Here is a 13,261-nt window from a genome sequence, read left to right on the forward strand (position 1 = left end):
CCCTCCCTCCCCGCGATGGGGAGGGAGAAGACCTAGGTCCGGAAGTTCGCGGTGATCTCCTGGCCGCCGCGGACGATGGTCACCTGCCACTGGCCGGCGCCTGAGCTCACCACGCCCACCAGGTCACGGACGGCCTCGATGTCGCGACCGTTGACCTTGCGGACGATGTCGCCGGGACGCAGCCCGGCGTTCATCGCAAAGCCCCGGCCAAGATTGGTCACCAGCACGCCCTTGCCCGAGAACGGATCGAGGCCCAGCTCGTCGGCCACCGCCGGCGAGAGGTTCACCACCGTGGCCCCGTCAAAGGGATTGCGGCCGGCGATCACCTTCTCGTCCCTGGCCGGCGTCGCGGGCGGCGCCTCGGCCTTCAGGCTGAGGGTGACGTTCTTGCCGTCGCGCAGGACGCCGAGCTTCAGGGTGTCGCCCGGACGGCTGGAGCCGAGGGCGTAGCTGACGCCTGCCGGATCAGCGACCGGCTTGCCGTCCACCGTCAGGATCACGTCCTCGGGCTTCAGGCCGGCGCGGGCGGCAGGGCCGCCGGGCCAGATGTCGGCCACCAGGGCGCCGGCCGGAATGGTCATGCCCAGGCTGTGGGCGATCTCACCGGTGACGGGCTGGGTCCGCGCGCCCAGCCAGGGCCGCACCACCACATGCCCGCCGCCCGCCGCCGTCTCGACGATGCGCTTCACCATGGCGCCCGGGATGGCGAAGCCCACCCCCGATGAGGTGCCCGAGCGCGAAAGGATGAAGCTGTTCACCCCGATCAGGTCGCCGTCCATGTCCACCAGGGCGCCACCGGAATTGCCCGGATTAATGGCCGCGTCGGTCTGGATATAGGCGTTGGCCGCGTCGCCGTTGGGGTCGGCGGTGCGGTTCAGGGCCGAGATGATGCCGTTGGTCACCGTCTGGCCGACGCCGAAGGGGTCGCCGATGGCCAGCACCAGGTCACCCACCTGGGCCTCACCGGTGTCGTCGATGGGCAGGACCGGCAGGCGCTCGGCGCCCACGTCGATCTTCAGCACGGCGAGATCCGTGCGCGGGTCGGCCAGCAACACCTTGGCGGGAAACTCACGGCGGTCGGCCAGGGCCACGGTGATCTCCTGGCCGCCCTCCACCACGTGGTTGTTGGTGATGATCACCCCGTCGGAGCGGACGATGACCCCCGAGCCCAGGGAGCCCTCCACCCGGTCGCGCGGCGCCCCCATGCCGAACATCTGCCAGAAGGGGTCGGCCTGGGTGCGGACCATCCGCTTGGACGAGATGTTCACCACCGCCGGCGCCGCTCGCTTCACGACCGGGGCGAAGGACATCTTCATGGTCATGGAATCGCCGGGCGCGGCCCGGGTGGGCTGGGCCAGCGGCGGGATCTGCGCGTGGGACTTCGACGCGGGGTCAGAACAGGCGGCCACCAGGGCCAGGATGGGGATCAGGACGCGATAGGCTCGCATGGGCTCTCCGAGCGGGGAAACGTCGCCGGAGAATGACGAGGTTTCAGGCGCAATGATGGCGGGCATTTAGGGGTTCTTTTTCTCAAGGGAAACAGGGCCCGCGAAGGCCAGGACAAGTATCCATGCCGCCAGGCTCAGCGCGCCGCCGATCAGGATGGTCAGGCCCGACCAGGCCGGCCCCCAAGTCAGGGTCGCGGCGAACACCTGGGTGACCGCGATCGGAGCGGTGATGCTGGTCAGGCTGGCGATGGAGCCCATGGCGCCCTGCAGCCGGCCCTGTTCGGCCTCCCCCACCTTGCTGCTCATCAGGGACTGCAGGGCCGGCGTCGCCATGCTGCCCAGCACCACGGGCAGATTGGCGATCCAGAACCAGACCCCGGTGGGCGCCAGCCCCACGGCGGCGAAACCGACAATCTCCAGGGCCAGACCCAGCAGCACCGTGCGCCGGTCCCCCAGCGCCTTGGCGATCCGCCCGGTCAACCCCGTCTGCACCGCGATACTTGCCACGGCCAGGGCGCTGCAGAACACCCCGAAGTCCAGCGGGCTCCAGCCGTAGCGGTGGGCGGTGTAGAGGACCAGCAGGTTGTCCTTGGCCTGGAAGGCCAGCCAGATCAGCAGCAGGGCGATCCCCAGCACCAGCAGGCCCTTGCGCTGGACCAGCAGGTCCACCGCGCCCCACGGATTGGCCTTGGCCCAACGGATGGGCGCGCGTTTCTCCTTGGGCAGGGATTCCGGCAGGACGAACAGGCCGTAGACTCCGCCGACGAACGCCACGGCGGCGGCGACCCAGAAGGGCGTCCGTAGATCGTGCGCCGCCAGCAGGCCGCCGAGCGCCGGCCCCAGGATGATCCCGCTCCACAGGGCCGCCGTGGTCCATCCATAGGCGCGGGTACGGTCCTCCGGCGGGGTGACATCGGCCACATAGGCCATAGCCGCAGCCTGGGCCCCGCAGGTCAGGCCGCAGAGGATGCGCGCGGCCATCAGCCAGCCGATCGTGGGCGCCAGGGCCCCCATCACCAGCTCGGCCCCGACCCCGAACACCGAGATCAGGATCACCGGCCGTCGCCCGAACCGGTCGCTCAGCATCCCCAGGAACGGTGCGGCCAGGAACTGCGGGATGGCCCAGGCCACCTCCAGGAAGCCCGTCCAGCGCGCGGCGCTCGCGGCGTCGCCCCCCAGCAGCTCCTGCGCCAGCCGCGGCAGAATGGGGAAGGAGATGGATTGGGCCGAATAGTCCAGAAAGATGGTCACCGCGACGAAGGCCAGGGCCGCGCGGCGAGGATGGGGATGGGTCATGAAGCTCTCGAGGTTCCGGCGCCTGCCGGCATGACGAAGGGCCCGGCGGTCGGCCGGATGCGAGGACTGCGGCGCTGGAGGCTCAGCCTCCGCGCGCGTCCTAGGCCCTGGTCTTCTCGAACGCGATCATGGGTGCGAGCCTAGCCGTCAGGCATGGCTTGGCAAGCCGCCTTCGGTCTTGGCCTCCGGCGGCACGTCGCGGGCGAAGGCCAGGGACACGCCCCAGGCCACCAGGGTCAGGGCCGCGCCGGCCAGGATGGTCAGGCCCGACCAGCCCGGCCCCCTGCCCGCGGCGATGGCCAGGGCGAAGATCTGGGTGAAGGCGATGGGGCCGAACAGGCCGGTCAGGCTGCCTACCCCCATCATCGCGCCTTGCAGGCGCCCCTGCTCGTCCGGGTCGACCTTGGCGGTCATCATGGCCTGCAGGGCGGGCCCAGCGATGTTCGAGAGCGCCATGGGCAGGTTGGCGATCCAGAACCACACCCCGGTGGGCGACAGGCCCACGGCGGTGAAGCCGATCACTTGCAGCCCCAGGCCCGCGATCAGCACCTTGCGCTCGCCAAGCCACTTCACCGACCGGCCGGTGAGTTGGCTGGTGACCACGATGTTCACGGCCCCCAGCGCGCTGCAGAAGATCCCCAGCGCCATCGGGTCCCACTGGTAGCGGTAGGCGGTGTAGAGGACGAAGACGCTGTTCATGGCGTGCATGGCGAACCAGAGCAGCAGCAGGATCAGGGCCAGCACCGGCAGGCCGGGCCGCGAGAACACCAGGCTCAGCGAGCCGACGGGATTGGCGTTGGTCCAGCGCAGCGGCGCCCGCTTGTCCTTGGCCAGCGACTCCGGCAGCACGATCAGGCCGTAGACCCCATTGGCCAGCGCCACGGCGGCCGCCGCCCAGAACGGCGCGCGCGGGTCCATCGCCCCCATCAGGCCACCCACCGCAGGACCCAGGATCACCCCGGTCCAGGCCGCGGCGTTCAGCCAGCCATAGCTCTTGGCCCGCTCCTCCTGCGGCGTGATGTCGGCCACATAGGCCATGGCCGCCCCCTGCGCGCCCGCGGTCAGGCCGCACAGCACCCGCCCCAGCAGCAGCCAGGCCAGGGTCGGCGCGAGGGCCATGATCGCGAGATCAATGGAAAGACCGAAGATCGAGATCAGGATCACCGGCCGCCGACCGAACCGATCGCTCAGCATGCCGATCACCGGGGCGGCGAAGAACTGGGCCACCGACCAGGCGGCCACCAGCACCCCGACCCAGCGGGCGGCCGACGAGACCTGGCCGCCCACCAGCTCCTCCACCAGCCGCGGCAGGACCGGGAACACCATGGTGTGGCTCACCACGTCCAGGCAGATGGTGATGGCGATGAACGGCAGACCGGCCTTGCGGACGTCGGTGCGCGCGGTCGCCCCCGTGTGGGGGCTGGGGTCGATTGGCGGGGTCATGGGATATCTCGAAGCGCCGGCCGCCGGGGCGGTCGGGGAAAGACGGTCGCAAGGCGAACAGGATCCGGCCGGCGGCCGGTCGCCGCCTAGGCCCTCATCGTCTCTGTCTGCGTCGTCGTCATGATCGCCTCAAGGTAGAGGTGTCTCGCCCGCCGTCAAGCCGCCGCGGGAACCGCCGCCGGCGTATGGGCCACCCGCACGCCCAGGGCCAGGGCCATGAGCAGCAGGAACGACGCCAGATAGATGGCCAGACCCGGGGCATGCAGGGTGGCGTCGTGCCGGATCGACCAGGCGAAGATGGTGCCGAACATCAAGGGGCCCAGCACAGAGGCGATGCCCTGCAGGCTCTGGTTGGCGCCCTGGAGTTGACCCTGGTGCATGGGATCCACCCGGCGCGACATCAGCCCCTGTAGGCCCGGCTGCAGGAAGTTCAGCACCGCAAAAACAGGCGCCGAGGCGAGGTATAACCAGCCCGTTGGCGCAAAGCCGTAGAGGGCGAAGCCGATACAGCCGCCCGCCGCCCCCAGCAGCAGCGCTCCGCGCTCGCCGATCCTGGCCACCACAGGCCCCACCAAGAGGGTCTGGACCAACACCCCCAGCAGGCCGGTGGCCATCATGGTCAGGCCGATGATCCCCGGGGACCAGCCATAGCGGTAGCCGGAATAGAGCACGAAGATCGAGGGCAGCACGGTATGGGCCAGCTGGAACAGGAAACCGACCCCGGCCAGGCCCAGCAGGTCGCCGTGCGCCCGCAGGAAGGCCAGCGACCCCAGCGGATTGGCCCGCTTCCAGTCGAAGCGGGTGGTGCGCTTGTCCAGCGGCAGGGACTCCGGCAGCACGAAATAGCCGTAGAGCCAGTTGATCGCGGTCAGGCCGCCGGCCACCAGGAAGGGAAGCCGAAGATCGAAATCGGCCAGGAACCCGCCGAGCGCCGGCCCCACCAGGAAGCCGAAGGAGAAGGCCGAGCCCATCCAGCCGAAGGCCTTGGCGCGGTCCTGCGGCGCGGTGACATCGGCCACATAGGCGTTGGCGGTGGAGAAACTCGCCGCCGTCAGGCCGTTCAACACCCGGCCCACGAACAGCCAGGCCAGGTTGGGGGCGAAGGCCATGAACATGAAGTCCACGGCCAGGCCGAACAGCGAGATCAGCAGCACCGGCCGACGCCCGATCCGATCGCTCAGCATCCCCAGGATCGGCCCGCAGAACAGCTGCATGAGCCCCCAGACGCAGCCGAACACCACGTTCCACTGGGCCGCCTCGGCGGTGTCCCCGCCGGTGAAACTCTTGATCAGGTTAGGCAGGACCGGGATCATGATCCCGAAGGAGATCGCGTTCATCACCGCGCAGGCGAAGACGAAGCCGAAGGCTGCCTTGCGGCCGGGGGCGGTCGGCGTCGGTGTTGCGTCGGTCATGATCTCAAGTCCCCCTGCAACGCATTTTGAAACAAAACCGGAACTCGCACAACCGTGTTAGGTCGCCGCATCCCGCAATCCGACAAGCTGCGTCTGCCAATATTCCGCCAGCCGCATCAGCAGGAAGGAGTCCGGGAAACCGTGCCGCGCCACGTTTTTCGCCGGAACCTGGGCGAAGCCGCGATGCTCGATGCTGACGCGGGTTTCGTCCCCCACGGCCTCGAACCGCACCTCCACTTCGGTCCTAAGTTCCGGCGGGAAGCTGGCCTGTCGCCATGAGAATTCCAGTCGATGAGGCGGCTCCCAGGCGGTGATCCTGCCGATCTCGAAGACCTTCCCATTGGCCAGGGTTTCGGTCAGCCGACCGCCCTCCCCGGCCTCGAAGGCCAGCACGCCGGGCGCCCGCGGCGTGGTCTGGAACAGCGGGCTCGGTTTCCACCACATCCCGATCTCGCCCACGAAGGCCTCGAAGGCGCGCCCGGGGCTCGCCTTGACCCGCAGGGCGACGAAAACCTTTGAGGTCACGGCGCTTTCTCGACGTGGGCCTTGAAGGCCAGCAGCTGTTCACTCCACAGCCGCTCGCTCTCCTCCAGCCACTTCAGCAGGTGGACCATGGGTTCGGGCCTCAGGGCATAGATGCGCACCCGCGCATCGAAGGGCGGATGGGATTCCTCCACCAGGCCGCTCTCGCGCAGGGTACGCAGGTGGCGGCTCATGGCGGGCGCCGGCAGGCCGAGCTCGCGCGCCAGTTCGCCGGCCTGCCGCGGCCTCTGACTCAGCAGGTCCACCACCTGGCGGCGGTGCGGGTCGGCGAGCGCCGCCAGGGTCTGGTCGAGGTGGGCGAGTGCGGCCAAGTCAGATCCAGCCCGTGATCTTCAGCCCCGTGGCGGCCTCGGCCTCCTCGCGAGTCACCACGGCGACGGTCTGGGCGACGTTCCAGATGTGCCCCTCGGGATCGCGGCAGCGATAGGTTCGGTCGCCGTAGAACTGGGTCTCCGGCTCGGCATAGATCTCCGCTCCGGCCGCCTTGGCGCGCGCGCAATGGGCGTCGATGTCGTCATCGATCTGGAGGCTCACCGTCTGGGTGTTCTTGCCGCCGAGGGACTTGGGGCTCTTGTGATCCTCGCTCCATTCCGAGCCGATCATCACCATGCTGTCGCCGAAGCTGAGCTGGGAGTGGGCGACATTGCCGTCGGCGTCCTCCAGCAGCATGGTCAGCTCGAAGCCGAAGGCCTTCTGCAGCCAGGCCAGCGCCGCCCGGGGGTCCTGGTAGAACAGGGCCGAACTCATCTTCGCCATGGTCGTGCTCCTTACAGCGATGTGGTGATGTCGTGGCCGGTGGCCTGGGCCTGCTCGTCGGGGCTGAGCACGGTCACGGTCTGGCCGAAGGACCAGGGATGGTCCTCCAAATCCAGGCAGGTATAGACCCGGTCGCCATAGGGCTGGGTCTCGGGTTCGCGGCCGATCTTGGCGCCCGCCGCCCGCGCCTGTTCGCAATGGGCGTCGATCCCACCGCTAAGTTGCACGTGTATCGACTGGGTGGCGCGGCCGCCAAAGGCGATGGGGGTCGTGGCCTTGTCGCGCGGCGGGCCGACGATCATCACGATCCCGCCCTCGATCATGGTCTCGGAGTGCATGACCCCGCCGTGGCCGTCGTCCACCACGAGGGTGGTCTCGAAGCCGAAGGCCTTCTCCAGCCAAGCCAGGGCCGCGCGGGGCTCGCGATACCAGATCACCGGGCTGATGGCAGGGCGGGTCATGACGGCCTCCGGAACTAACTTCTCAATTCCAGAATATTTCTATATTTTTGCAACTATCTGTCAAGCGCCCGCCTGAGACCCGACAGCTTCCCGTCGCTGGGCTCGCCCTTGATCCCCAGCAGCCGCGCCACCAGCGGATAGACGTCGACATTGTCGGTGGTTCGCAGCTTCACCCCGCGCCGAATGCCGGGGCCGTTGGCCACGAACACCGCGGCCATTTCCGGTGCGGCGGGATCGTAGCCGTGATTGCCGCCGCCGATCGGCCGCTTAGCCACCCAGTCTCGCGTGGTGATCTCCCAGCCGGTCTGGGCCAGGCAGAAGATCGGCGGGACCCGGCTGTGGTGGCCGTAGTGGAAGCGCGCGGGGAAATGCCCCTTGGCCCAGCAGGTCATGTGCGGGTGCGGCTTCAGCAGCGCCTTCTCGACTTCGGCCTCGCGGCCGGGCGCTGGGGTCATGGTCATGAAGGCGCCCATCCCCAGACGCTCGCCGGCGTTCGGCGGCAAGATGTCCTCCAGATAGACCGCGCGCTCAGGCGAGGTGGCCGCCATGCCGTGGTCGGCGGTGATCACCAGGTCGGCGGCCAGGCCCCGGGCCTGCAGACCAGCCGTCAGCCGCCCGATCATGGCGTCAGTGTGGGTGACGGCGGCGTTCAGGGCCGCGGAGTCTGGACCGCCGCCATGGCCGGCTGTGTCGGTCTCGTCGAAATAGAGCGTCACCAGGGCCGGGCGCTCAGCCGCCGGCAGGTCCAGCCAGGCCAGGACCTGGTCGACCCGCGCCTCGGGGGCGAGCGTCTGGTCGAAGGGCCGCCAGTAGCTGGGCCGCACCCCCTGGATATCGGCCTCCGAGCCCGGCCAGAACATGGTCGCGGCTTTCAGCCCGGCCCGCTCGGCGCTGACCCAGATCGGTGTGCCGTCGTTCCACCAGCGAGCATCGGTCACCGCGGCCTTGTCGGACATCTTGAAGACCACCCCGGGAATGGCCGGGTCGCGCATGTTGTTGTCGACGATCCCGTGATGGTCGGGCCGCAGGCCGGTCACCAGGGTGTAGTGGTTGGGGAAGGTCTTGGACGGGAAGGACGGCCGCACGGCGCCCCGCGCCCCCTCCGCGGCCAGCCGCGACAGGTTGGGTGTGATCCCGCGGTCCAGATAGTCTGCCCGGAAGCCATCCATGGAGATCAGGATAACCAGAGGCTTGTCGGCCGCGGCGGCGGGACCGGCGATCAGCCATAGGGCAGCGGCGAGGCAGGCGATTAGATGGCGCATCCCGCCTCTCTAGCTGAGGTCGATGACAGCTCCGAAACGCAAACCGTCAGCGGCCCGCCAGATCAGCCACACAGGCCGCCCGCTGCTCGCCGCTGAGGCCGGGGACGACCGAAACCGCCTGCAGGTCGAAGGTGGTCTTGCCGGCCGGAAGGTACTTGATCAGGCTCGGGACGCCGTCGGGTCCGGCGACGCGGTAGCCGATCTCCACCCGACTGTCGCCCTCCTTGCCCCCTTCCCTGCTGAGCCGCTTCATCCCGTCCCGGAGGCCGGCGGCATAGGCCGGGCCCGCCGGATCGACGCCGCTGATGATGCCAGTCTGGCCGCTCTTGGCGCCGTCGAAACCGCGGTCGAAGACCGGCACGCTCTTGCGCGCCAGGGCCAGACAGGGCCCGAAAACCCCAGATTCAAGCCACACAGTCTCCCCGCCCGTCACATGGCGCGCCAGGTCGGCCTCGACGTCGATGCCGGGCGCCAGGGCGCGCAGCGTGCCGGGAAACAAGGCCGCGCCATACCCCTTGGCGCCCGCCCGTACCGCGTCCCGCTGCCGCCGCATCACGTCGTCCAGCGACAGCCGTCCGCCGCTGGCGGTGCGCACGGCCCGGTCCCAGGTCAGGGCCAGCAGCCGGCCCCGGTCATAGGGGGACTGCTGGGCGTCCTGATTGGTCCAGAACACCGCCATCACTTGGTCGGCGGTGAAGTTGCGCGCCGCCGAGCCGTCGTAGCGGGTCAGGACCTCATTGTAGCGGGCGGCATAGTCTTCCAGGGACCAGATCCCGGAGGCCAGCAGCACACGCGTGGCGTAGAAGTCGGTGAACCCCTCGCTGAACCAGTAATCCCGCGCCTCGTCCTCCAGCGGCAGGCCGCCCGTCTGGTTGGGGAGCCAGGTGTGCATGTACTCGTGGGCCAGGAAGTGGGGGTCCCTGGTCAGGTCCACATTGGTGGTGGACTCGATGGCGAAGGCGTCGCTCTTTCCCGTGCCGGTGGACGATGACCCGCCGCCTTTCGCCTCGCCCAGCGGCGTCACGGTGATCAGGAAGGGCTGGCCGCGATCGCGCCAAAGGGCGTTCTCGGCGGTCATGATCCTGGCGGCCATGTCGGTCACCGCCTGGGCGCTGGCTGGCCATTGGCCGATCACCGCCACCCGAAGCGGCGCGCCGGCGACCTTGGCGTTGACCCGGGTCACCTGCGTCCCGCCCACCACCACGCTGTCGATGATCTCGGACACCTTTCCTGTTCGGCCGGCCAGGTGGTCGAGGTCGGAGACCAGGGTCCAGCCCTTGGGCCTTGCGCCCCAGGCGAAGGTGGCCGGGTCGCCCTGACGGCCCGCCGGCGCGGCGAACAGGCCTTCGCCATGGGCCATGAACCAGGCCGGGCGAACGACGGGCTCGCCCTTGGCGTGGTCGCGGCCGGGATCGGTCTCGCCGGTGATCGCGAGCCGGTAGCGCACGGTGATCGCCGCCCGCGACCCGTGCCGCAGGAGGCGAACCGCCTCGCCGCCCGGATCGAGTCGCGCCCCGTCCACCGTCAGATGGTCCACCAGGCGCCAGAGCTTCTCACCCTCGGCCCACGAACTGGGCAGCTCCAGGTCGGTGACGCCATCGGCGTCGCCGACGAACCGCATCTCGACGGCCAGGGCGCTAAGCGCCCCGCGCTCCACGACCGGCGTCAGCCGATAGGCCACAGGCGCCTGCCCGGCGAACGCCCCGCTGGCCACGAACACCATCGCGGCGACCAAACCCCAAATCCGCATGCATCCTCCTGTGATCCAGCAAGCTTAGCCGCGAGAGCTGGAGGGGAAAAACGCAAAAACCCCGAACATCGCTGTCCGGGGTTTCTGAACTTGGTATCGAGCTAGGCTCAATCCTCGGTGAAGGAAGCTTCCTGCACCGGGCCGGAGTCCTTGCCCTTTTCGGACGGATCGCGGTCGACGAACTCGATCACGGCCAGGGCCGCGTTGTCGCCGTAGCGGAAGCCGGCCTTCAGGACGCGGATATAGCCACCATTACGGGCCTTGTAGCGCGGACCGATGACGGCGAAGAGCTTGCCGACCTGTTCGACGTCGCGGACCTTGCTGATGGCCTGACGACGGGCGTGCAGGTCGCCGCGTTTGGCGAGCGTCACCAACTTCTCGACCACGGGACGGAGTTCCTTAGCCTTGGGCAGGGTGGTCACGATCTGCTCGTGCTTGATCAGGCTCGCCGCCATATTGGCGAACATGGCGGTACGGTGGGCGGAAGTCCGACCCAGTTTGCGGTGGGCGTTACCGTGGCGCATCTCATATCTCCTGGACCGTCTGGTCCGCTGGGCGCTCCCGGTGTCCGGAAGGCCGCCCTACCTGATCAAGTCCCAGCCTGCTCCCGCCTGGGTCAACACGAAGCGCTGGAGCCCTCCACCGCTGTTGCGGCTTCACCAGGCCCGGCCGCTTGCAGCGGCCCGAAGTCAGCGCGATGAGCGGCGGGCGAAAGCCAGCCGCTCAAATCTTCCTACATCTGGTCTTCGAACTTCTTGGCCAGCTCTTCGATGTTTTCCGGCGGCCAGTTGGGCACGTCCATGCCGAGATGCAGGTTCATGCCCGCGAGCACTTCCTTGATCTCGTTCAGCGACTTGCGCCCGAAGTTCGGGGTGCGGAGCATTTCCGCTTCCGTCTTCTGGATCAGGTCGCCGATGTAGACGATGTTGTCGTTCTTCAGGCAGTTGGCCGAACGGACCGAGAGCTCGAGCTCGTCGACCTTCTTCAGCAGCGCCGGGTTGAACGGCAGTTCCGGCTTGGCCTCGCCTTCGACCTTCTTCTTCGGCTCTTCGAAGGTGATGAAGATCTGCAGCTGGTCTTGCAGGATGCGGGCGGCATAGGCCACCGCATCCACGGGCGAGATGGCGCCGTTGGTTTCGACTTCCATGATCAGCTTGTCGTAGTCGAGGCTCTGACCCTGACGGGTCGGCTCGACGCGATAGGCGACGCGCTTGACCGGGGAGTAGAGGCTGTCCACGGCGATCAGACCGATGGGGGCGTCTTCCGGACGGTTATGTTCGGCCGGGACGTAACCCTTGCCGTTCTGAACGGTGAACTCCATCCGCACCTGGGCGCCGTCGTCCAGGGTGCACAGGATGTGGTCGGGGTTCAGGATCTCGATGTCCGAGCCGGCGTCGATCTGGCCGGCGGTCACCGTGCCGGGGCCGGTGGCGCGCAGGGTCATGCGCTTGGGGCCCTCGGCGTGCATGCGCAGGGCCAGTTGCTTGATGTTCAGCACGATGTCGACCACGTCTTCCCGCACGCCTTCCAGCGAGGAGAATTCATGCACGACGCCGTCGATCTGCACGGCCGTCACAGCGGCGCCTTGTAGCGAGGATAGAAGAACGCGGCGCAGGCTGTTGCCCAGGGTCACGCCAAAGCCGCGTTCGAGAGGTTCGGCCACCAGACGCGCCTTGCGGTTCGCGTCGGCGCCGGTCTCGATCAGCGGCTTCTCGGGACGGATGAGCTCGTTCCAGTTTCTTTCGATCACGGATAGGTGTCCCTCGAACGCAGGATCGCCGGACGCGGCTTACGCGGTCCGGCGAAGGGGGATAGCAGTACTTCGGTACTCAGACGCGCCGACGCTTGGGCGGCCGGCAACCGTTATGCGGAATCGGGGTCACGTCGCGGATGGTCGTGATGGTCATACCCACCGACTGCAAAGCGCGAAGCGCCGATTCCCGGCCGGAGCCCGGACCGGAAACGTTCACTTCAAGGGTCTTCACACCGTGTTCGGCGGCCTTCTTGCCCGCGTCCTCGGCGGCCATCTGGGCCGCATAGGGAGTGGACTTCCGGGACCCCTTGAACCCCATCGTGCCGGCGGAGGACCAGGAGATGGTGTTCCCCTGGGCGTCGGTGATGGTGATCATGGTGTTGTTGAACGAGGCGTTCACGTGCGCCACGCCCGAGGTGATGTTCTTACGTTCGCGACGTTTGACGCGCGCCGGTTCCTTGGCCATCGACTAGCTTTCTTACTTCTTCTTGCCGGCGATCGGCTTGGCCGGGCCCTTGCGGGTCCGAGCGTTCGTGTGGGTGCGCTGGCCGCGGACCGGCAGGCCCTTACGGTGACGCAGGCCGCGATAGCAGGCCAGGTCCATCAGACGCTTGATGTTGACCGCCGTCTCGCGACGCAGGTCGCCTTCCACCGTGTAATCACGGTCGATGGCTTCACGGATCTGCAGCACCTCGGCGTCCGTCAGCTGGTTGACGCGACGAGCGTCTTCGATGCCAACCTTCTGGACGATCTCGGCGGCTTTCGCCTGGCCGATGCCGTGGATGTACTGAAGCGCGATAACGACGCGCTTGTTAGTCGGGATGTTTACGCCGGCGATGCGGGCCACTTGGGGTATTCTCCTGGTCACGCAGAGCAGCGCGAACAACGCCCCGACCCAATATGGGATACGGCACGTCCCTCGCGCGTTTCGCGGAAGCGGCCCGTTATAGGGATCGTTGCGTTTCCGTCAATGCCGGAAGCGCGGGAAAATGGCCTTCTTTCGGGTCTTGTTCGCCAGCCAAGCCCTCCCCCAAGGCCCATATGGGGGAATGGCGCGATCATCACGCGATTTTCGGGTCGAAAACAAGTCGCCCGGCGGCGATCAGATGGCCAGGGGCGCGTTTCGAATCGATTCTG

The 13,261-nt window shown here is 68.1% G+C and carries 14 protein-coding genes; all 14 read right to left on the minus strand.

Annotated elements, in window-relative coordinates; translation table 11 throughout:
• Positions 1 to 32: 32 nt before the first annotated feature.
• A complete protein-coding gene (locus JKL49_RS12525) occupies positions 33 to 1,448 on the minus strand; it encodes a Do family serine endopeptidase (protein ID WP_215340935.1) in 1,416 nt (471 codons plus the stop codon).
• A gap of 66 nt (positions 1,449 to 1,514) precedes the next feature.
• Positions 1,515 to 2,744 carry an MFS transporter gene (locus tag JKL49_RS12530; RefSeq protein ID WP_215340936.1) on the minus strand — a complete coding sequence of 410 codons (1,230 nt, stop codon included), beginning with the start codon at positions 2,742 to 2,744 and terminating at the stop codon, positions 1,515 to 1,517.
• A 147-nt stretch (positions 2,745 to 2,891) separates the two neighbouring features.
• Complete coding sequence (locus JKL49_RS12535) at positions 2,892 to 4,187, minus strand: MFS transporter (protein ID WP_215340937.1); 1,296 nt, start codon at positions 4,185 to 4,187, stop codon at positions 2,892 to 2,894.
• A gap of 155 nt (positions 4,188 to 4,342) precedes the next feature.
• Positions 4,343 to 5,599 (minus strand): TCR/Tet family MFS transporter, encoded by a 1,257-nt coding sequence (locus JKL49_RS12540; protein ID WP_215340938.1) that lies wholly within the window; start codon positions 5,597 to 5,599, stop codon positions 4,343 to 4,345.
• 57 nt (positions 5,600 to 5,656) lie between these two features.
• Positions 5,657 to 6,124 (minus strand): SRPBCC domain-containing protein, encoded by a 468-nt coding sequence (locus tag JKL49_RS12545; RefSeq protein WP_215340939.1) that lies wholly within the window; start codon positions 6,122 to 6,124, stop codon positions 5,657 to 5,659.
• Positions 6,121 to 6,453, minus strand: coding sequence for an ArsR/SmtB family transcription factor (locus JKL49_RS12550; RefSeq protein WP_215340940.1), 333 nt, complete (start codon positions 6,451 to 6,453; stop codon positions 6,121 to 6,123). The genes JKL49_RS12545 and JKL49_RS12550 overlap by 4 nt, the downstream gene beginning before the upstream one ends.
• 1 nt (position 6,454) lies before the next feature.
• Positions 6,455 to 6,898 carry a VOC family protein gene (locus JKL49_RS12555; protein WP_215340941.1) on the minus strand — a complete coding sequence of 148 codons (444 nt, stop codon included), beginning with the start codon at positions 6,896 to 6,898 and terminating at the stop codon, positions 6,455 to 6,457.
• An 11-nt stretch (positions 6,899 to 6,909) separates the two neighbouring features.
• Positions 6,910 to 7,359 carry a VOC family protein gene (locus JKL49_RS12560; RefSeq protein WP_215340942.1) on the minus strand — a complete coding sequence of 150 codons (450 nt, stop codon included), beginning with the start codon at positions 7,357 to 7,359 and terminating at the stop codon, positions 6,910 to 6,912.
• A 53-nt stretch (positions 7,360 to 7,412) separates the two neighbouring features.
• The gene (locus tag JKL49_RS12565; RefSeq protein WP_215340943.1) at positions 7,413 to 8,621 is read right to left on the minus strand and encodes an alkaline phosphatase family protein; all 1,209 of its coding nucleotides are present in this window, start codon (positions 8,619 to 8,621) and stop codon (positions 7,413 to 7,415) included.
• Positions 8,622 to 8,667: 46 nt separating this feature from the next.
• Positions 8,668 to 10,371 (minus strand): M61 family metallopeptidase, encoded by a 1,704-nt coding sequence (locus JKL49_RS12570; RefSeq protein WP_215340944.1) that lies wholly within the window; start codon positions 10,369 to 10,371, stop codon positions 8,668 to 8,670.
• Positions 10,372 to 10,478: 107 nt separating this feature from the next.
• The gene (rplQ, locus tag JKL49_RS12575; protein ID WP_215340945.1) at positions 10,479 to 10,895 is read right to left on the minus strand and encodes a 50S ribosomal protein L17; all 417 of its coding nucleotides are present in this window, start codon (positions 10,893 to 10,895) and stop codon (positions 10,479 to 10,481) included.
• Positions 10,896 to 11,104: 209 nt separating this feature from the next.
• Positions 11,105 to 12,121 carry a DNA-directed RNA polymerase subunit alpha gene (locus JKL49_RS12580; RefSeq protein WP_215340946.1) on the minus strand — a complete coding sequence of 339 codons (1,017 nt, stop codon included), beginning with the start codon at positions 12,119 to 12,121 and terminating at the stop codon, positions 11,105 to 11,107.
• Between the two features lie 79 nt (positions 12,122 to 12,200).
• A complete protein-coding gene (rpsK, locus tag JKL49_RS12585; protein ID WP_215340947.1) occupies positions 12,201 to 12,590 on the minus strand; it encodes a 30S ribosomal protein S11 in 390 nt (129 codons plus the stop codon).
• Between the two features lie 12 nt (positions 12,591 to 12,602).
• Positions 12,603 to 12,971 (minus strand): 30S ribosomal protein S13, encoded by a 369-nt coding sequence (gene rpsM / locus JKL49_RS12590; RefSeq protein WP_215340948.1) that lies wholly within the window; start codon positions 12,969 to 12,971, stop codon positions 12,603 to 12,605.
• Between the last annotated feature and the right edge of the window lie 290 nt (positions 12,972 to 13,261).

Origin of the sequence: Phenylobacterium glaciei (assembly GCF_016772415.1) — a bacterium.
GTDB classification, from domain to species: domain Bacteria; phylum Pseudomonadota; class Alphaproteobacteria; order Caulobacterales; family Caulobacteraceae; genus Phenylobacterium; species Phenylobacterium glaciei.